The following is a 19,004-nucleotide window of genomic DNA, read 5'->3' as shown; positions in this document are numbered from 1 at the left end:
GATAACAACGATAGTCATGAGCAAACTGATCCCGATCGCCTGCCTGGCTCTGCTGGGCACGGCGGGACCTTCACTGGCCCAGTCCGGGCAAACCTCCGACCCCGTCCAGCAAGTGAACGTGACCGGCGCCCGCGCCGACGACACGGAAACACGCCGCCTGTCGACGGCCGCAAAAATGGTGTTCGGGCGCGAAGAACTCGACCGCAACGGCGACACGAGCATCAGCGAAGTCCTCAAGCGCCTGCCGGGCGTGACCCTGGGCGGGCCGCCGGGGCGGGGCGGCGGCGGTGTGCGCATGCGTGGTCTCGGCAACGGCTATACGCAGATGCTCGTCAATGGCGAGCGTCCGCCGCCGGGCTTTTCGCTGGATGCGCTGGCGCCCGACCAGGTCGAGCGCATCGAGGTGATGCGCGGTCCCGTCGCGGAACACAGCACGCAGGCGATCGCGGGCACCATCAACATCATCCTGCGCGAGGGCTATCGCCAGAAGGACGTGCAGTTGCGCGTGGCCGACAGCATCGAGCAGGGCCGCCACGGCGTGAACGTGGGCGTCGTCGTGCCGGGCCAGGCGGGCAGCCTGTCGTGGAACCTGACGGGCGCCCTCAACCAGGCGCGCCAGCACAACGACAGCGATACGGTGAACCTGAACACGCGGCAGGATGGCACCGTGCAGCGCGAACAGCGCATCCACGACGAAGGCGGCGGCGTCAACGACTCGCTGTTCCTCACGCCGCGCTTCGCGTATAAATTTTCGAACGGCGACACGCTGACGTTTCAACCGTTCCTCGTCGCGAACCGCAACCGCAGCGGCGGCGACAGCCGGCTCGATCAACCCATCGGCACGACCGCGCCGGAATACGCGCACCAGCGCTCCGATTCGACGTCGAATTCGACGTTCGTGCGCGGCTTCGGCAACTGGCTGCACCGCATGGACGGCGGCGCGCGTCTGGAAGTGAAATTCGGCTTCGCCGGCGGCCGCAGCCACAGCGACGTCCTGCGCAACACGTTCGATGCCGCGGGCAGCCCGTTGCTGCGCTACGTCGACAGCGACGCGACGCGCGACGGCAGCCTGAACACGGGCGGCAAGTACACGCGTCCCATGGGCAAGGGCCACCTGTTCGCGGCCGGCTGGGAGATCGAGGGCGGGCACCGCAGTCAGGAGCACGTGGCGGCCGGCGATTCGGCCGCGCTGTTCGACGGCGGCGGCGCGTCGCTCGCAGCCGATTCGCGCCGCGTCGCCGCGTTCGTGCAGGACGAGTGGGATGTCACGCCGCAGTTCTCCACTTACCTCGGCCTGCGCTGGGAAGGCATCCGCGTCGCCAGTGACCGGGTCCGCAACCTCTCCAAAGTCTGGAGCCCCGTACTGCACGGCGTCTGGCGCATACCGGAACACGATAAAGACCAGATCCGTGCGAGCGTCACGCGCAGCTATAAAGCGCCGGGGCTGAACGACCTGATCGCCGTGCCGACGATCTCCACGTACAACGACGCCACGCGTCCGGACCGCACGGGCAATCCGAATTTGAAGCCGGAACTGGCGACAGGTATCGACGTCGCGTACGAGCATTACGTCGGCAAGAGCGGCATCCTGTCGGCCAGCGGCTTCGCACGCAATATCGACGACCTGCAGCGCCGCACGACGGTGCTGGCGCAGACGGCGAGCGGACCGCGCTGGGTCTCCACGCCCATCAACATCGGCAAGGCACGCACACGCGGCATCGAGCTGGAAGCGAAGTTCCCGCTGACGGACCTGTACGCGGGCGCGCCGAACGTCGACGTGCGCTCGAACTACAGCCGCTACTGGTCGAACGTGGAGGGCATCCCGGGCCCGGACAACCGCCTCGACCAGCAGCCGAAGCAGACGGCCAACGTGGGCGCGGACTGGCGCCTGAAAGGCTGGCCGCTGACGATCGGCGGCAGCTTGAACTGGACGCCCGCGACCCTCGTGCAGACCACCGTCAACGAGACCGCGTACACGGGCATGAAGCGCCAGTTCGACGTTTATGGTTTGTACAAGCTGAATGCGAACGCGCAGGTGCGCCTGTCCGCGAACAACCTCGATCCGCGTCTCTACGACAGCGCGCGCAGCGTCGACACGGGCACCCTCGTGCAGAGCGCTGCAACGGCGACCCGTACTTATACGACGCTCGGCATCCGCTACGAAATGAAGATGTAGCGTTGCCACGACGGCCCGGTGTATCGGCACACCGGGCCGTGTTACATTCGCCGATGGCCACAAGCCGCATTTGCAGCACACAAGGAACCCCTCGTGAAACGATACCTTCTCTCCACCCTGACCCTCTCCATGCTGGCCACATTTGCAACTGCGGCATCCACAGCGGACCGCGCCGGCATCGACACGCAATACATCGACCCGAGCGTACGCGTGCAGGACGATTTCTTCACTTACCTGAACGGCAAGTGGCTCAAGACGACCGAGATTCCCGCCGACCGTTCGAGCTGGGGCACCTTCATGAAGCTGCGCGAGGATACGCAGCCGCAGCTCCTCGGCATCATCGAAGCGGACCAGAAGGACCCGCACAAGAAGGCCGGCACCGATGCGCAAAAGATCGCCGACCTGTACACGAGCTTCATGGACGAGAAGAAGCTCGAGACGCTGGGCTACAAGCCGCTTACGGGCGAGCTGGCGCGCATCCGGACGCTGAAGGACAAGAAGGGCGTGCCCGACCTGATCGCGCACCTGTCGAAGATCGGCGTCGCGACGCCGTATGGCATCAGCGTGGCGCAGGATGCGAAAGCGTCGACGAAGTACGCCACCTACATCCGCCAGGGCGGCCTCGGCATGCCGGACCGCGACTACTACCTGAAGGCGGACGACGCCAAGATGGCCGCGGCCAAGGCGAAGTACGAACGGCACGTCGCGCAGATCCTGCAACTGGCCGGCGACAAGGATGCCGACGCGAAGGCGAAAGTGATCGTCGCGTTCGAGACGGAACTGGCGAAGGTGCAGTGGACGAAGGTCGAACTGCGTGACCCGAACAAGAACTACAACAGGATGGACGTGGCGCAGCTCACGGCGCTGACGCCGGGCTACGACTGGAAGACGGCGCTGGGCGCCGCCGGCGTGGGCAACAAGGTCGACTACGTGATCGTCGGCCAGCCGACCTACCTGCAGGGCTTCGACAAGCTTCTCGCCGCCACCGACATCGAGACCGTCAAGGCCTATTTCCAGTGGCAGCTGCTGCGCGAATACGCGCCTTACCTGTCGAAGGCGTTCGTCGACGCGGATTTCGATTTCTACGGCAAGACGCTGACCGGTGCGGACGTCAACCGTCCGCGCTGGAAGATCGGCGTGTCCGTCGTCGAAGGCGCGCTGGGCGAGGCGCTGGGCCGCGAATACGTGGCCAAATACTTCCCGCCGGAGCGCAAGGCGCGCATGGAGGAACTCGTCAAGAACGTCCTCGCCGCGTACAGGGAATCGATCGACCAACTGGACTGGATGGGTGCGGAGACGAAGAAGGAAGCCCAGGCCAAGCTGGCGAAGTTCACGCCGAAGATCGGCTACCCGAACAAATGGCGCGATTATTCCCGCCTGGCCGTCAGGAAGGATGACCTGGTCGGCAACGTGATGCGCGCCGCGACCTTCGCCTACAACCGCAACATCGACAAGCTGGGCAAGCCGATCGACCGCGAAGAGTGGGGCATGACGCCGCAGACGGTGAACGCCTACTACAACTCGCGCATGAACGAGATCGTGTTCCCGGCCGCGATCCTGCAGCCGCCGTTCTTCGATGCGGACGCGGACGACGCCGTGAACTACGGCGGCATCGGCGCCGTGATCGGCCACGAGATCGGCCACGGCTTCGACGACAAGGGCAGCCAGTCGGACGGCGAGGGCAATTTGCGCAACTGGTGGACGGCAGAGGACCAGGCGCGCTTCAAGGCCAAGACGGACATGCTGGTCAAGCAGTACGACGCCTTCGAGCCGCTGCCGGGCTACCACGTCAACGGCGCCCTCACGCTGGGCGAGAACATCGGCGACAACTCCGGTCTCGCCATCGCCTATAAAGCCTACAAGATCTCATTGCACGGCCAGCAGGCGCCCGTCATCGACGGCCTTACCGGCGACCAGCGCTTCTTCATGGGCTGGGCGCAGGTGTGGCGCTCGAAGATGCGCGAGGCGCAGCAGATCGTGCAGGTGAAGACCGACCCGCACTCGCCGGGCCAGTTCCGCGCCAACGGCACCTTGCGCAACCAGGCCGCGTTCTACGAGGCGTTCGGCGTGAAGGAAGGCGACAAGATGTATTTGCCGCCGGAGCAGCGCGTCACGATCTGGTAACGATTTTGAAACAAACCCGTCGCCATCAGCGATAATCAGGGACGGCGGTACCCCCGCCGGCCCCACCATCCCACCCATAACAACCCGAGGGAGATGAAGAGATGATGAAGAAGCACACCCTGTTGAGCGCCCTGACCCTGGCGCTGCTTGCCAACGCCGGCCATGCGGCGGAAGGCGCCGCCGCCAAGAACACGGCCATCAAGAAGGGCCAGACCCTGTCGGCCGGCATCGCCACCGAATACATCGAGCCGGCGGTCCGCCCGCAGGACGATTTCTATGAATACCTGAACGGCAAGTGGATGAAGACGGTCGAGATCCCGGCCGACAAATCGAGCTGGGGTTCGTTCGCCAAGCTGCGCGACGACACGCTGCCGCAGCTGCGCGGCATCATCGAGAAAGCCGCCGCCGGCAACCCGGCCAAGGGCACCGACGCCCAGCGCATCGGCGATTACTACGCCAGCTTCATGGACGAAGCGAAGCTGGAGCAGCTGGGCATCACGCCGCTGAACGGCGAACTCGCGAAGATCGCGGCGCTGAAGGACAAGTCCGAGCTGCCCGCGCTGCTGGCACACCTGGGCAAGATCGGCGTGAACGTGCCGTACGACTTCGGCATCCACCAGGACAACAAGGATTCGACCAAGTACGTCGCCGACATCTACCAGAGCGGCCTGGGCATGCCCGACCGCGACTACTACCTGAAGGCGGACGACGCCAAGCTGGCCGACGCGAAGGCGAAGTACCTGACGCACGTCGAGAAGACGCTCGCGCTGGCCGGCGACAAGAACGCCGCCGCCAACGCGAAGGCCATCGTCGACTTCGAGACGGAACTGGCGAAGGTGCAGTGGACCAAGGTCGAACTGCGCGACCCGATCAAGGCCTACAACAAGGTGCCGCTGGCCGACATGGGCAAGGTCGCGCCGGACTACGACTGGAACGGCTACCTGCAGGCCACCGGCATCGCCGGCAAGACGACCTATGTGATCGTCAGCCAGCCGACCTACCTGAAAGGCTTCGCCGAGATCTCCAACAAGACCTCGCTGGACACCTGGAAGGCCTACCTGACGATGCACCTGGTGGACGCGTACGCGAGCTACCTGAACAAGGCCTTCGTCGACGAGCGCTTCGACTTCTACGGCAAGACACTGTCGGGCGTGAAGGAGCAGGAACCGCGCTGGAAGCGTGGCGTGGGCGCGATCGAGCGTTCGCAGGGCGAGTCGCTGGGCAAGCTGTACGTGGGCGAGTACTTCCCGCCGGAGCGCAAGGCGCGCATGGAAGCGCTGGTCAAGAACCTGCTGGTCGCCTACAAGCAGAGCATCGACAAGCTGGACTGGATGTCGCCGGCCACCAAGAAGGAAGCGCAGGCCAAGCTGGCCAAGTTCACGCCGAAGATCGGCTACCCGAACAAGTGGAAGGATTACTCGGCGCTCGTCGTGTCGCGTGACGACCTGGTGGGCAACGTGATGCGCTCGCGCGATGTCGAGTACAACCGCGAGCTGAACAAACTCGGCAAGCCGATCGACCGCGACGAGTGGGGCATGACGCCGCAGACCATCAACGCGTACTACAACCCGGAGATGAACGAGATCGTGTTCCCGGCCGCGATCCTGCAGCCGCCGTTCTTCGACGCCAATGCGGATGATGCCGTGAACTACGGCGGCATCGGCGCCGTGATCGGCCACGAGATCAGCCACGGCTTCGACGACCAAGGCGCCCAGTACGACGGCGACGGCAACCTGCGCGACTGGTGGACCGCGGCCGACCACAAGAACTTCGAGGCCAAGACCAAGATGCTGGTCAACCAGTACAACCAGTTCGAGCCGATCAAGGGCTACCACGTGAACGGCGAACTGACCCTGGGCGAGAACATCGCCGACAACTCGGGTCTCGCGATCGCCTATAAAGCCTACAAGATTTCCTTGAAGGGCAAGAAGGCGCCGGTGATCGAGGGCCTGACGGGTGAACAGCGCCTGTACATGGGCTGGGCCCAGGTATGGCGCACCAAGATGCGCGAACAGCAGCAGATCGTGCAGGTGAAGACCGACCCGCACTCGCCGGGCCAGTTCCGCGCCAACGGCACGCTGCGCAACCAGCCGGGCTTCTACGACGCCTTCAAGGTCAAGCAGGGCGACAAGATGTACCTGGCGCCGAAGGAGCGCGTGATCATCTGGTAATGCCCTAACAAAACGCCGGCAGTCGCCGCCCCACGCGTGGGCGGCGTTTTTTTTGTAAGACCAGATTATTCATCCAAATTTAATTTCTTTAAAGATAATTATTTTATGCGATAAATGTTGTAAATATTGTTTTTGCATGAGCGAGTCCGACGTAGTTTGTTATTTTTAATACAACAAAATAGCTCACGTAGTCTTAAAAATACTATAAGTGTGTTAGAGTTCAAAAAGTTGTCTTATTGAAAACTCTTCGCATGGGCGTGCCGGCCGAGGCGACGGCGCTCACCAAATTCCAGTGATCATCGTTCATCCGTTACAGTAACAGCACCAGCAGCGAGGACGCAGCATGCCTTCCACCCTGAACACCAACGTATTGCCGATCGAAGCGGCGCGTGCCGCCTATGCCGGCCTCGACATCGCGGTGATCCTGCCGTGCTATAACGAGGAGGCCGCCATCGGCGCCGTCGTCGAAGGCTTCCGGCGCGAACTGCCGCAGGCGCGGATCTACGTCTACGACAACAATTCCAAAGACCGCACGTCCGAGGTGGCCGTCGCCGCCGGCGCCATCGTGCGCGCCGAAACCCTGCAGGGCAAGGGCAACGTCGTGCGCCGCATGTTTGCCGACATCGACGCCGACATCTACCTGATGTGCGACGGCGACATCACTTATGACGCCGCGAGCGCCCCCGCGCTGATCGCCAAGCTCGTCGAGGAAAACCTCGACATGGTCGTCGGCTGCCGCGTCGATTCCGAGGAAGCCGCCTACCGCGCGGGGCACCGCTTCGGCAATGCCCTGTTCACGGGCTTCGTCGCGCACCTGTTCGGTAACCGCTTCACCGACATCCTGTCGGGCTACCGCGTGTTCTCGCGCCGCTACGTGAAATCGTTCCCGGCCCTGTCGAACGGCTTCGAGACCGAGACCGAACTGACCGTGCACGCACTGCAGCTGCGCATGCCGATCGGCGAACTGGATACGCCGTACGGCGCGCGCCTGGAAGGGTCGACGAGCAAGTTGTCGACGTACCGCGACGGTTTCCGCATCCTGCTCATGATCACGAAGCTGTTCAAGAACGAGCGGCCGCTGTTGTTCTTCTCGGTCCTGTTCGGGCTGCTGGCGCTGGTGTCGATCGGCCTGTCGATCCCCGTGATCGTGACCTACCTTGAGACGGGCCTGGTGCCGCGCCTGCCGACCGCCGTGCTGGCCGCCAGCATCATGCTGCTGGCCTTCCTGGCGCTCACCTGCGGCCTCGTGCTCGACACCGTTACCCACGGCCGGCGCGAGATGAAGCGCCTGGCCTACCTGACCGTGCCGTCGGTCGGGGCCACGCGCGAGAAAAAGGCTTGAAGCAGTTCTTCCGTTTCTGCATCGTCGGCGCCCTCGGTTTCGTGACCGACTTCGGCGTGCTGTACGCCGTTGTCAAGGGACTCGGCTTAGGCCCCACGAGCGGACGCATCGTGTCGTTCCTCGTGGCCGCGACGGTCACGTGGAAGGTCAACCGCCACTTCACGTTCGTGAAGCAGGACGCCGGCTCCGTGCGCGAGTGGCTGCAGTATCTGGCGTTCACCGGCGTGGGCGGCTTCATCAACGTGGCCGTCTACCAGGCCTGGCTCTGGTTCACCGACCACAGCACGCTGAACCTGTTCCTCGGCGTCGTGGCCGGGTCGGCGGTGGCGCTGATGTTCAATTTCGTGATTTCCAAGCGCGCGGTGTTCGCCGAGCGGCGCGTCACGCAATGAAAAAAGAGGCCGCTGCGATGAACTGAACCCCAAAAGTTGGACACCAACTTTTGGGGTTTTTTCATGGCCAAGTACAGCGAAGAGTTCAAGTTCGCCGTCGTCCAGGACTGTTTGTCGGACACATCTGAAGGCTATCGTGCGATCGGAAGACGTCACGGATTAAGTAGTCATGTCATTCTGCAGCGGTGGGTCGCGGCCTACCAACTCCACGGCGGGGCGGGTCTGCGCAAGAAATCGAGCGGATACAGCGCTGAGTACAAGCTGTCTGTGTTGCAGCACATGTGGGAAAATCTGCTCTCGATTAATCAAACTGCCGCCAGATTCGATATTCGCAACTATGCGATGGTTAGCATGTGGGAGCGTGCGTACCGGGAGGGCGGCATAGAGGCGTTGGAACCACGCCGTAGAGGAAGACCCAGGCCGATGACGGCGTCAGAGACAAGCAAACCGGATCAGGCACCGGATGACGACAAGCGCAGCCGCGAGGATTTGCTGGCCGAGGTGAACCAGCTGCGGATGGAGCTAGCGTACGTAAAAAAGTTGCAAGCCTTAGTTCAAGCCCGGCCAAAGCAAGCACCGCGGAAAAAGCGCAAGTAGTGCAAGAACTAAGGCAGCAGTACCCGATCGCCAGTTTGCTTAAGCTGGCGCAGCTACCGCGCAGCACCTTTTATTACCAGCAGGGTTTGCTGCGACAGGAAGACAAGTACGGGCAGCTGAAAGAGACAATCAAAGCGGTCTTCGAACGCCACAAGGGGCGCTATGGCTACCGACGCGTCACCGCCGCGGTTCGCCAGTCAGGCAGTCCAGTCAACCATAAACTCGTCCAGCGTCTGATGGGATTACTGGGGCTGAAATCTCTCGTGCGACCAAAGAAGTACCGCTCGTTCAAGGGCGAAGTAGGGCAAGCTGCGCCCAACGAGCTGCAGCGCCAATTCCAGGCCGATGCCGCCAATCGGAAGTGGGTGACGGACGTGACCGAGTTCAACGTCGCCGGCGAGAAGCTGTACCTCTCGCCCGTGCTGGACCTGTACAACGGCGAAATCATTTCCTTCGAAATGAACAAGCGTCCCGTCTTCGACATGGTGAGCTCAATGCTCAAGAAGGCTTTGGCCAGGCTACAGCCTCATGAGAAGCCACTGCTTCACAGCGACCAGGGATGGCAGTATCGGATGCCGGCTTACCAGCATCAGCTTCGGGAGCGGGAACTCGTGCAGAGCATGTCGCGCAAGGGCAACTGCCATGACAATGCAGCCATGGAAAGCTTCTTCGGTGTGCTCAAGTCCGAGTTCTTCTACCTGAACAAATTCGACAGCGTCGATGCGTTACGGGACGGCCTCGTTGAGTACATCCATTATTACAATCACGACCGTATCAAGCTCAAACTAAAAGGCCTGAGCCCTGTGCAATACAGAACTCAGGCCTTGGCTGCCTAGCAAACTAACCGTCCAACTTTACGGGGTCAGTTCATGCGAGCGGCCTTTTTTATGGTGCGGGTGACGCGATTACTGCGTCACGCTCGAGTAGGAGCAGGACTTGACCTGACCGCGTGCCGGGTCGCCGAACACGGTGTTGGAGCAGGCTACCGGACCGGTCACGACCTTCGAGGTGTAGATCGTGCTGGTGCCGTAGCGGACTTCACGCTTGCCGGTGAAGGAGCAGGTGCCGCCTTCGCTGGCGCAGGCCGTGAAGGTCGGCGTGCTGGTTTCCGGCGTGGTCGTCGTCGTGGTCGTGCCGGCGTAGCTGCACGATTTGACGACGCCGCGGATCGGATCGCCGAACACGGCGGTCGTGCACGGGGTCGATGCGGTGATCGTTTTCGACGTGTACACACCGTTCGCGCCGAAGCGGACTTCACGGGTACCGCTGAACGAGCAGGTCGAACCTTCGTTGCCGCAGGCCGTCCAGGACGTCGTGCTCGTCGTCGGTGCGGTGAGCGATTCGTACGCGCCGATGTCGATCTGGCCGACTGCCGGACGCGCTTCGCCGTTGGCTACGGCCTTGTACTGCGCGACAGCCTTCAGCGACACGCCCTTGGCCGACACGCCCGGATCCGAACCGGCATCGATCACCAGCGCGCTGCCGACCGGATGCAGGTCGTAAGCGGCGCGGTTCGCGAAGCTCGGCGAAGCCGAACGGTAGTTCGTCTTGTCGACCGTCGATGCCTGCGTGCTGAACGTGCCCACGCCGGCAAAGATATTGTTCTGGGCCACGGCCGCAGTCGGCACCTTGCTACCGACGAACAGGAACGTACCGCCGCTGGCGTAGTCGTTCAGGAACGTGTTGTTGATCACGTACAGGTCGCTGGCGCTGTTGGTGGCGCCTTCTTCGCCGTAGGCGACCATGCCCGAGTTCGAGGACGACGCCGGCTGCTGGATGATGTTGCCGATGATGTAGGACGTACCGGCGTTCGGCAGGTCGATCTCGTAGGACGGCTTGCCGGCGGCGGTGCTGCCCGTCTCGCCCGCGTTCAGGCTCGAGAAGCGGTTGTACGCGATCATGTTCGTTTCGGCGCGCGACTTCAGATTGTGGCCGACGTTGGCGTCGTGCGAGAAGTTGTAGCGGAACGTGAGGCTCTTCACGTGGCCGATGTACAGGTTGTGCGACTGGCCGTCGCCTGCGCCGTTGTGACCGAACTCGGTGTACTCGATCAGGACGTCGCTGTTAACGTTGGCGTTGGCCAGGATACCGTTCTGGTTGTCGTGGAGGAACGAGTTACGCAGCGTGAAACCGGCAGCTTCGAGGCGGAAAGCGGCGCCGTTCGCGTCCGGCACTTTCGCGCCATACATCTCGACGTTGTCCACGGTCAGGTTGTTGCCGTCGACGACCCAGATGCCCTTGCCACCAGCATTCTTGCCGGCTGCGTCGATCTTCGGACGACCGTTGACGCCGCGGATGGTCAGGTTGTTGCGCATGATGTAGCAGACGTCGCCGCTATACGTGGTGTTGCCGGTGATTTCGATGACGTCGCCATCCTTGGCGGCGGCGATCGCGGCGCACGGCTTGGCGTAGGTCTTGCCCGGGCCAACCGACAGCGTCGCTGCGGAAGCAGTGGTCACACCTGCAAACGCCATCAGGACGGCAGCAGCCAGGTGCGAAGCGGAGAATTGGGTGTTGCGCGATGCGGTTTGTTGCATGTCGATGTCCTCGTAAGCAGATTGCCTGTCAGCAGTTGTGCCTGCTGGAAAGTTGCAGAATACGAGGTTTGAGATCGACGGTTTGTAACGAAGTGTAACCGAAAATAACAGAACGGCAAGCCTGAAAAGAGGCTAATTAATGTTCCTTTTAGCCTTATTTAGTAGAGTAAAAGAACATTTTATGGTCGCTTTTTCTAGCATTCGATGCAAGAAAAAGGAGGCTTGAAACCGTTTTTTTACGGTTTTTCCCTATGGAATGTAATTTCCAGTGGAAAATTTTTCGACAGAATCAGAACGACAATATGCATATCTGCCTAGCAAGTGCCGAGCGGCTGACCGTTGTCGTAATGACTACAAAAAAAATTTTTCGAAATCAAGCAAATGTTGCGTTCACGCTGCATTTTTTTGAAAAAATTTTTTACCAACAATCAACACGTTCGTGGAATGTACAGAAAAAGTTCAGGCCTGGAAACTATTTTCTGACAAAAGGTTGTACTCAGAGTAATTGCGTACAAATAATGCGACTTTCGCGCCACAAAATGTGAGGCATTGACCTGCTGGCGCCAAGAGCTAAAACGGATTCACGTGCAACGTGAATCCGTTTTTTATTATGGCTCTCCAACTTGACCTGGACTATGCGGCTGAGCTGGCATCGCATGAGTTCGAACGTTTTGCCAGCATGATCGATCCAACATGGATCGACGAAGCCTTGCAGCAAACGGGGACGGTGTCCTTGCGCCGCCGCCGTTTGCCCGCCGAGCGCATGGTCTGGCTGGTCATCGGCCTGGCCCTGTTTCGCGATGAACCGATCTGGCACATCGCGCAACAACTCGATATGGCCGATGGGCCGACACCGAGTGTACCGGTGCCCAGCGCGGCGGTGGCCGGACGTGAGCGGCTCGGTGAAGCCGCTTGGATACCTATACCCACCTGATCCGCGCCGCCGAATTTGGCGACTACCGCACGGGTGAACTCAGCTTTGCCAAACCGCTCATGAAAGCGGTTGCGGATGACTCGCTGACCATCTTCGACCGCGCCTATTTCTCAGCCGCTTTTCTGCTCGACTGGCAACGGGAGGGACAACAGAGGCATTGGCTCATGCGGGCCAGGAAGGGATTGCGCCACGAAGTCCTTCATCAGTTCGCACCTGACGACCATCTGGTCCGTTTGCCTGTCTCACCCCAAGCACGGCGACAGCGTCCGGATCTGCCATCCCATTGGGAGGCATGACTCATCAAATGCATGGTTGGAGGGCAGCCCCGTCAATTCCTTACCTCCATGCGCGATGCGCGACGCTTTCCTGCGCGCGAGATCGCCGCGCACCACATGCAGCGCTGGGAGATCGAACTGGGCTTCAGAGAAATCAAGCAAGGTATGCTGAAGAAAACAATGACACTGCGCAGCAAGTTGCCATAACTGGTACGCCAGGAAGTCTGGGGCATGTTCACTGCCTACAATTTGCTACGCCATGAAATCGCCCAGATGGCCGACGAACTGCATGTCCCCCCACAACGTCTGAGCTTCCAATGGCTGGCTCTGGCCATCACCACCGCGCTTTACCACTGGCCCTTGCAAACGCCGGCACGTTCCCCAAGCGGCTTGCCTGGCTGCGCCAGCAGGCACACGCCTATCTGTTACCAGAGCGCCGAATACGCTCCTATCCACGTGTCGTCAAACCTGCCAGAAACAAATATCCAATAAAAAATGCCAGTCAGCTTAACTGACTGGCATTAGGCACAAGGCCGCGTTTTTTATTAGGACTTCCGAGAAATTATTTATAGCTGCACGACTTGACGAGCTTGTAAGCCGGGTCGCCGAACACGGCATTCGTGCACGCAACCGAACCGGTCACGGTCTTGGTCGCATAGAAGCCATTGGCGCCGTAACGGACCTGACGCGTGCCCGTCACCGTGCAGACGCCGCCTTCCGCCGCGCACGTCGTCCAGCCGTCCGACGTGGAACCTGCCGCCGTGGACACCGGTTGGGTAGCTGTCGGCGTGACCGTGTTGCTGGAGTAGCTGCAGGTCTTCAGCTGGCCGTTCGCAGGGTCGCCGAACACGGTGTTCGAACAGAAGATGGAACCGGTGACGGTCGTGGTCGCGAACGACGTGCCGGCGCCGTAGCGGACTTGACGGGTGCCGCTGAACGAGCACATGCCCCCTTCGCCAGCGCACGGGATCCACGCCGGGCCCGTGCCCGTGCCCGTCGTCACGGTCGAGAGCGCGCTGGAGTAGCTGCACGTCTTGACAACGCCTTTGATCGGATCGCCGAGCGCGGCGGTCGTGCACGGGGTTGAGCCGGTGACCACTTTCGAAGTATACATTCCGTTGGCGCCGAAGCGGACTTCACGGATGCCGCTGAACGAGCAGGTCGAACCTTCGTTGCCGCAGGCCGTCCAGGTCACCGGTGCCGCCTTCGCCGCGTCGCCCGTCGCTTCATAGGCGCCGATGTCCAACTGGCCGGCCACCGGACGGGCTTCGCCGGACGCCATGGCCTTGTATTGTGCGACCGGGGCCAGCGACACGCCCTTGGCCGATTTGCCCGGATCCGTGGCGGCATTGATCACGAGCGCGCTGGCGGTCGGGTGCAGATCCCATTTGGCGCGATCGACGAAGCCCGGCGCCACCGATCGGTAGTTGGACTTCTGGACGGCGCTGGCCTGCGAGGTTAGGGTACCGATGCCGCCAAAAATGTTGTTCTGGATCAGCGCAGGGGTCGTGACCTTGGCGCTGACCCACACGAACAGGCCGTCGGAGTAGTTGTTCAGGAAGGTGTTGTTGACGACGTACAGGTCGGTGCCTGCACTGGTCGGGCCTTCCTCGCCGTAGGCCACCATGGCCGAGTTCTGGTTGGCGGCGGGCTGCTCGATGACGTTGCCGATGATGTAGGACGTACCAGCGCTCGGCAGGTCGATTTCGTACGACGGCTGGCCCGAGGCCGTGCTGCTCGTCTCGCCCGGCGACGTGCTCGAGAAGCGGCTGTATGCAATCATGTTCGTGTCCGCGCGCGACTTCAGGTTGTGGCCGACGTTCGCATCGTGCGAATAGCTGTAGCGGAACGTGAGGCTCTTCACGTGGCCAATGTACAGGTTGTGCGTCTGGCCGTCGCCGCGGCCATTGTGGCCGAACTCGGAGTATTCGATCAGGATGTCGCTGTTAACATTGGCATTGGCCAGGATGCCGTTCTCGTTGTCGTGGATGAACGCGTTACGTAGCGTGAAACCCGTGCCCTGCAGGCGGAAGGCGGCGCCGTTGCCGTCCATGACTTTCGCGCCGTACATCTCGACGTTGTCGACCGTCAGGTTGTTGCCGTTGACGACCCAGATTCCCTTGGCGGCGGCGTTCTTGCCGGCCGCATCGATCTTCGGACGGCCGTTGACGCCGCGGATTGTCAGGTTATTACTATTGATGCTGCAGACGTCGCCGCTGTAGGTCGTGTTGCCCGTGATTTCGATGACGTCGCCATCCTTGGCCGCGGCGATCGCGGCGCAGGGTTTTGCATACGGTTTGCCAGGGCCGACCGATAACGTGGCTGCGGAAGCAGAGGTTACACCTGCGAAAGCCATCAGAACGGTGGCAGCCAGGCGTGAATGGTTACGCAAAGTGTGCATGAGATTCCTCGTAAAGTTTCTGTATGGGAAGTGATTCCCACGAGCAAGATGCAGAATACGAGGTTTCCCATCCGCACTTTGTAACGGCGTGTAACAAGAATTGTTCAATTAAAAAGATGTGGAATAAAACGGTTGCCGTTTTGCTCAGCATTATTCATGCCAAAAATTCCACCTTCATGACATCCTGAAAATTGTATTCGGTCTCCCGTCGTTTGCGTTTCCTCAACTCAACTTTATTTGCCCTATGAAACTCATAGTTCTCGAGGCAACAAACCAACAGTTAAAATTTTGCAAGAGGTGTTAGCGTACGTGCATGAATCGCGGGGGATACACTTTTTTGAGGAAAGTCAGCAAAAAAATGCTTAGCTGCGGGAAGTGTTGCGTATAAGCATCAGCGCGGACGGGCTTTGGAATCCGCGCCGCTCGTCCACGGATCTGCGGCAGGGCCGGCTTTCAGGACCATCTCGTTGACCAGTGGCCGCAGAGTGACGCCGGTACGGTCGATGAAGCCCGGCTTTTCCAGCCGGCGGTTGTCTTTCTGGACGGCGCTGGCTTGCGACGTCAAGGTGCCGGGGCCGGCAAATACGTTGTTCTGGAGGAGGGCGGGCGTCGAGACCTTGTCGCTAATAAACAGGAACATGCCGGCGGTAAAGTCATTGATGAACGTATTATTGATGACGTACAAATCCTGCCCCGGATTCGTCGGTCCTTCTACGCCATAGGCCACCAGGCTCGAATTGTCGTTGATAGCCGGCTGTTCGATCACGTTGCCAATGATGTAAGACGTGCCGGCGCTCGGCAGGTCGATTTCGTACGATGGCTTGCCGCTGGCCGTGCTGCCGGGACGGCCCGGCGGGGTGCTGGAGAAGCGATTGTACGCGATCATGTTGTACATCGCACGCGACTTGAGGTCGTGGCCGATGATAGCGTCATGCGAATAGTTGTAACGGAAGATCAGACTTTTGGCGTTGCCGATATACAGGTTGTGCGACTGGCCATCGCCGTAGCCGTTGTGACCGAACTCGCTGTGCTCGATCACGATGGTGCTGTTGCGGTTTGCTCCGCTCAGGATGCCGTTTTCGTTGTCGTGAATGAAGGCCTGGCGCAACGTAAAATTCGTTCCTTCGAGACGCAGCGCCGCGCCGTTGCGGTCCCTGACCTTCGAGCCCAGCATCTCCACGTTCTCGACCGTGACGTTGTTACCGGTGACGACCCAGGTCCCCTTGTTGCCAAACTGTTGTCCGGCGGCGTCAATGATGGGGCGCCCCTGCACGCCGCGGATGATCAGATTGTTGCGCGCGACTGCGCAGACGTCGCCACTGTACGTCCAGTCGCCGACGATCTCGATGGTGTCGCCATCCTTGGCGGCCGCGATGGCGGCGCAAGGCGCCACATAACTCTTGCCAGGACCGACCGACAGCGTGGCGGCGCTGGCGCCGCCGGCCATGGCCAGCAGCAGCGTCGCGAAGGCAAGGGAGAACACCGGTTTGCGCGTTACGGGGATGAACAACAGTGACACGTCGATTCCTTCTCTGATCCATGAAAAAACCGTCCCGCGGGACGGTTTTCTCGGCTTACTTCGCGGCCGCGACCATGTAGTCGACGGCGGCTTTCACGTCCGCATCGGGTGCCGTCGAGCCACCCTTCGGCGGCATCATACCGGCCTTGCCCTGGAAGCCCTTGATGGCATGCTCGTACAGCGTATTGTTACCTTGGGCAATGCGCGGTGCCCACGCGGCCTTGTCGCCGATCTTGGGCGCGCCGGCGATGCCGGCGGTGTGGCAGGCCGTGCAGGCTGTATTGAACAGGGCCTTGCCGGCCTCGTTGTTACCGGCCACGGCCGGGGTTGCGATCGCGCCCGCGACCGGGGGCGTACCCGGCGTTGCCGCCGGTTGGGCCGGTGCCGGCGCGGCGGGCGCTGCCGGTGCAGTTGCAGCCTGGGCCGGCGCCTGGGCGCCTGCCGCCGGTGCTTCCGGCTCCTTGAACTTGGCGCCCGACTGGTTGGCCATATAGACCACCGCGCGGGCGACTTCGATGTCGTCGAGATCGGGATTGCCGCCCTTGGCCGGCATGGCGCGGATGCCTTGTACGGCGTGCTGGACGAGGGTGTCGTAGCCCTGGGCGATGCGGGCGCCCCAGCCGCCCGCGTCGCCAACCTTCGGCGCGCCTGCCGCGCCCGAACCGTGGCAGGCGACGCACGTGGCGTTATACACGGCCTGGCCCGATTGCAGGACCTTCGGCGCGTTCGCGTCCTTGAACGCAAACCCTTCCTCGGCCACCGGACGCACGCGCGCCGCGACGGCTTGGGCGCTCTGGCTTTCGGACCCGGCGCCACCCAGGGGCTTGTTGGTGGCAAAGATCACCAGCAGGATGATGCCGATGACGATGACCAGGAAAAAACCAGCCACTGCGATGATCAGTTGCTTGGGGGTCCGGATGAAGGATTGGTGTTCGTTGTGCGCGTCGCTCATGATTTCCTTAATACAAATTAAAAAAACCTGCTTCTGCCCTGCGGAATACGTGGAATACTTATTTATATGCAATGCCGCCGGGCGATTATAGACCCAAAGACACTTGGTGGAAACGCAATTTCCCACTGGAGCGGACGGTTGCCATAGACGACGCCCGGGAAAGACTGTATCCTTCGCATCGCTTCCTCCAGCGCGGCTGTAGCTCAGTGGATAGAGTATTGGCCTCCGAAGCCAAGGGTCGTGGGTTCGATCCCCGCCAGCCGCGCCATCCCTTCCTTTCCCCCTCGCACGCGACAGTGTCCGTTTCCTTTCGGATTTGCTGCAAATGTGTCAACATTCGACACTGCAACAGATTTTCCAGCCATTTCAAAGAGGACAACGATGAGCGCCAAGGTTTTTGTGGTCATAGTGACCTACAACGGATCCAAGTGGGTGACCCCGTGCTTTTCCAGCCTGCGCAAGTCGACCGTGCCGCTGCACACGATCGTGATCGACAATGGCTCGAAGGACGACACGCTGGCGCGCATCGCGGCCGAGTATCCGGAAGTGGAGGTCGTCGATACCGGAAAGAACCACGGGTTCGGCAAGGCCAACAACATCGGCATGGAACTGGCGTACCGGCGCGGTGCGGACTATGTGTTCCTGCTCAACCAGGACGCCTGGATCGATCCGGACGCAGTGCAAAAACTCGTCGAGGCGCACCAGCGGCATCCGGCCTACGGCGTCATCAGCCCGATGCACCTGAACGGCGCCGGTGACGGCCTCGATTACGGCTTTTCGAATTACATCGCGCCGAACAAGTGCCGGAGCCTGTACTCGGACCTTTTCCTCGGCCGCCTGAAGGACGTGTACGACGTCGGCTTCGTGAATGCCGCCGCCTGGCTGGTGACGCGCGAGTGCCTGGAAAAAGTGGGCGGCTTCAGCCCGTCGTTCTTCCATTACGGCGAGGACGACAATTACACGCAGCGCCTGCAGTTCCACAAACTGAAACTGGGCGTCCTGCCCACGTCGCGCATCTATCACGACCGCGAACAGCGTCCCCCCAGCAAATTCTTCGAATCCGGCGAAACCTTCCGGCGCGAAGTCATCGCACGTAGCTCGAACCCGAACACGCAGTTCTCCTTCGGGCGCGAGTGGATCTCGGTGTTTGCCCACCTCGGCTATGCGCTGGCACGCGTGAATATTCACGACGTCAAGCTGCAGCTGGCCAAGATCCGGCTGCTGGCCGGCATCGACAAGGCGACCGTCCTGGCCAACCGCGAGCGCAGCAAGACCGGCCGCGCCGCTTTCCTCGATCTCGACGCCGGCAGCGGCGCCGCCTACCCGGAAAGCATAGCATTACGACAAGTTACGAGCGTTCAATAACCATGCTTACAACACTCCAGAGCGTCAAGACAAGGTATTGCTTGCCTGTTTAGACCGCAGCCACTTATTCTGCTGTTCTCGGAGCGTTTCGATTCATGCGCACGGTATGTCTTGTTGCTAACTTGTAATCGATAAAATGTTATTATCATCGACGTCAAGGCCCAGTTCGATCCGAACGGGATCCGCGAGGCGGGCTACTGCCTCTGGCGTTTGTAATAT

15 protein-coding genes and 1 tRNA gene are annotated in these 19,004 nt (G+C 61.1%); 12 read left to right on the top strand and 4 right to left on the bottom strand.

Annotated elements, in window-relative coordinates:
* Window positions 1–16: 16 nt before the first annotated feature.
* The 6 genes from P0M04_RS08420 (at window position 17) to P0M04_RS08395 (ending at window position 9,638) form a co-directional block, all read left to right on the top strand.
* Window positions 17–2,176 (top strand): TonB-dependent receptor plug domain-containing protein, encoded by a 2,160-nt coding sequence (locus P0M04_RS08420; RefSeq protein ID WP_259448438.1) that lies wholly within the window; start codon window positions 17–19, stop codon window positions 2,174–2,176.
* A 93-nt stretch (window positions 2,177–2,269) separates the two neighbouring features.
* Window positions 2,270–4,300: a M13 family metallopeptidase gene (locus P0M04_RS08415; RefSeq protein ID WP_281042393.1), complete on the top strand. Its 2,031-nt coding sequence runs from the start codon at window positions 2,270–2,272 to the stop codon at window positions 4,298–4,300.
* A gap of 104 nt (window positions 4,301–4,404) precedes the next feature.
* Window positions 4,405–6,471, top strand: coding sequence for a M13 family metallopeptidase (locus tag P0M04_RS08410; RefSeq protein ID WP_259448506.1), 2,067 nt, complete (start codon window positions 4,405–4,407; stop codon window positions 6,469–6,471).
* Between the two features lie 343 nt (window positions 6,472–6,814).
* The gene (locus P0M04_RS08405) at window positions 6,815–7,813 is read left to right on the top strand and encodes a glycosyltransferase family 2 protein (RefSeq protein ID WP_259448437.1); all 999 of its coding nucleotides are present in this window, start codon (window positions 6,815–6,817) and stop codon (window positions 7,811–7,813) included.
* Complete coding sequence (locus P0M04_RS08400) at window positions 7,810–8,205, top strand: GtrA family protein (protein ID WP_259448436.1); 396 nt, start codon at window positions 7,810–7,812, stop codon at window positions 8,203–8,205. Before P0M04_RS08405 ends, P0M04_RS08400 begins: the two co-directional genes overlap by 4 nt.
* Window positions 8,206–8,268: 63 nt before the next feature.
* A protein-coding gene (locus P0M04_RS08395) for an IS3 family transposase (protein WP_371877261.1) occupies window positions 8,269–9,638 on the top strand; the annotation gives its coding sequence in 2 pieces (ribosomal slippage) (window positions 8,269–8,745 and window positions 8,748–9,638; 1,368 coding nt in all).
* Window positions 9,639–9,707: 69 nt separating this feature from the next.
* Here P0M04_RS08395 and P0M04_RS08390 read toward each other — a convergent pair.
* Window positions 9,708–11,339, bottom strand: coding sequence for a right-handed parallel beta-helix repeat-containing protein (locus tag P0M04_RS08390; RefSeq protein ID WP_259448434.1), 1,632 nt, complete (start codon window positions 11,337–11,339; stop codon window positions 9,708–9,710).
* 592 nt (window positions 11,340–11,931) lie between these two features.
* On the opposite strand from P0M04_RS08390, the gene P0M04_RS08385 reads away from it, so the two are divergent.
* Genes P0M04_RS08385 through P0M04_RS08370 form a run of 4 tightly spaced genes read left to right on the top strand, consistent with a single transcriptional unit; the run spans window position 11,932 to window position 13,040 of the window.
* A complete protein-coding gene (locus P0M04_RS08385) occupies window positions 11,932–12,273 on the top strand; it encodes a transposase domain-containing protein (RefSeq protein WP_259448433.1) in 342 nt (113 codons plus the stop codon).
* The gene (locus tag P0M04_RS08380; RefSeq protein WP_259448432.1) at window positions 12,252–12,569 is read left to right on the top strand and encodes a hypothetical protein; all 318 of its coding nucleotides are present in this window, start codon (window positions 12,252–12,254) and stop codon (window positions 12,567–12,569) included. The genes P0M04_RS08385 and P0M04_RS08380 overlap by 22 nt, the downstream gene beginning before the upstream one ends.
* A 48-nt stretch (window positions 12,570–12,617) precedes the next feature.
* Window positions 12,618–12,755 carry a transposase gene (locus tag P0M04_RS08375; protein ID WP_259448431.1) on the top strand — a complete coding sequence of 46 codons (138 nt, stop codon included), beginning with the start codon at window positions 12,618–12,620 and terminating at the stop codon, window positions 12,753–12,755.
* Between the two features lie 24 nt (window positions 12,756–12,779).
* Window positions 12,780–13,040, top strand: coding sequence for a hypothetical protein (locus P0M04_RS08370; protein WP_259448430.1), 261 nt, complete (start codon window positions 12,780–12,782; stop codon window positions 13,038–13,040).
* A gap of 70 nt (window positions 13,041–13,110) precedes the next feature.
* Here the strand turns inward: P0M04_RS08370 and P0M04_RS08365 are convergent, their stop codons facing one another.
* The 3 genes from P0M04_RS08365 to P0M04_RS08355 all read right to left on the bottom strand — a co-directional run bounded on the left by P0M04_RS08365 (window position 13,111) and on the right by P0M04_RS08355 (window position 17,420).
* Window positions 13,111–14,949 (bottom strand): hypothetical protein, encoded by a 1,839-nt coding sequence (locus tag P0M04_RS08365; RefSeq protein WP_259448429.1) that lies wholly within the window; start codon window positions 14,947–14,949, stop codon window positions 13,111–13,113.
* A gap of 391 nt (window positions 14,950–15,340) precedes the next feature.
* Window positions 15,341–16,396: a right-handed parallel beta-helix repeat-containing protein gene (locus P0M04_RS08360; RefSeq protein ID WP_259448428.1), complete on the bottom strand. Its 1,056-nt coding sequence runs from the start codon at window positions 16,394–16,396 to the stop codon at window positions 15,341–15,343.
* 127 nt (window positions 16,397–16,523) lie between these two features.
* Window positions 16,524–17,420, bottom strand: a complete 897-nt coding sequence (locus P0M04_RS08355; protein WP_259448427.1) for a c-type cytochrome — start codon at window positions 17,418–17,420, stop codon at window positions 16,524–16,526.
* Between the two features lie 192 nt (window positions 17,421–17,612).
* Between P0M04_RS08355 and P0M04_RS08350 the strand changes: the two genes are divergently transcribed.
* A tRNA-Arg gene (locus P0M04_RS08350) sits at window positions 17,613–17,688 on the top strand.
* A gap of 140 nt (window positions 17,689–17,828) precedes the next feature.
* Window positions 17,829–18,785, top strand: coding sequence for a glycosyltransferase family 2 protein (locus P0M04_RS08345; RefSeq protein WP_281042392.1), 957 nt, complete (start codon window positions 17,829–17,831; stop codon window positions 18,783–18,785).
* Window positions 18,786–19,004 lie beyond the last annotated feature (219 nt).

Origin of the sequence: Telluria mixta (genome assembly GCF_029223865.1) — a bacterium.
Lineage (GTDB): Bacteria > Pseudomonadota > Gammaproteobacteria > Burkholderiales > Burkholderiaceae_D > Telluria > Telluria mixta.
Note: the sequence above shows the minus strand (reverse complement) of the source record. Positions and strands in the feature narration are given on the sequence as shown.

What these genes read in the sequence shown, in the direction of transcription:
- P0M04_RS08360 (WP_259448428.1), bottom strand. Translation starts at nt 16,396, where the DNA reads ATGGCCGGCGGCGCCAGCGCCGCCACGCTGTCGGTCGGTCCTGGCAAG.
- P0M04_RS08355 (WP_259448427.1), bottom strand. Translation starts at nt 17,420, where the DNA reads ATGAGCGACGCGCACAACGAACACCAATCCTTCATCCGGACCCCCAAG.
- P0M04_RS08390 (WP_259448434.1), bottom strand. Translation starts at nt 11,339, where the DNA reads ATGCAACAAACCGCATCGCGCAACACCCAATTCTCCGCTTCGCACCTG.
- P0M04_RS08365 (WP_259448429.1), bottom strand. Translation starts at nt 14,949, where the DNA reads ATGCACACTTTGCGTAACCATTCACGCCTGGCTGCCACCGTTCTGATG.
- P0M04_RS08420 (WP_259448438.1), top strand. Translation starts at nt 17, where the DNA reads ATGAGCAAACTGATCCCGATCGCCTGCCTGGCTCTGCTGGGCACGGCG.
- P0M04_RS08370 (WP_259448430.1), top strand. Translation starts at nt 12,780, where the DNA reads ATGTTCACTGCCTACAATTTGCTACGCCATGAAATCGCCCAGATGGCC.
- P0M04_RS08405 (WP_259448437.1), top strand. Translation starts at nt 6,815, where the DNA reads ATGCCTTCCACCCTGAACACCAACGTATTGCCGATCGAAGCGGCGCGT.
- P0M04_RS08375 (WP_259448431.1), top strand. Translation starts at nt 12,618, where the DNA reads ATGCGCGATGCGCGACGCTTTCCTGCGCGCGAGATCGCCGCGCACCAC.
- P0M04_RS08410 (WP_259448506.1), top strand. Translation starts at nt 4,405, where the DNA reads ATGAAGAAGCACACCCTGTTGAGCGCCCTGACCCTGGCGCTGCTTGCC.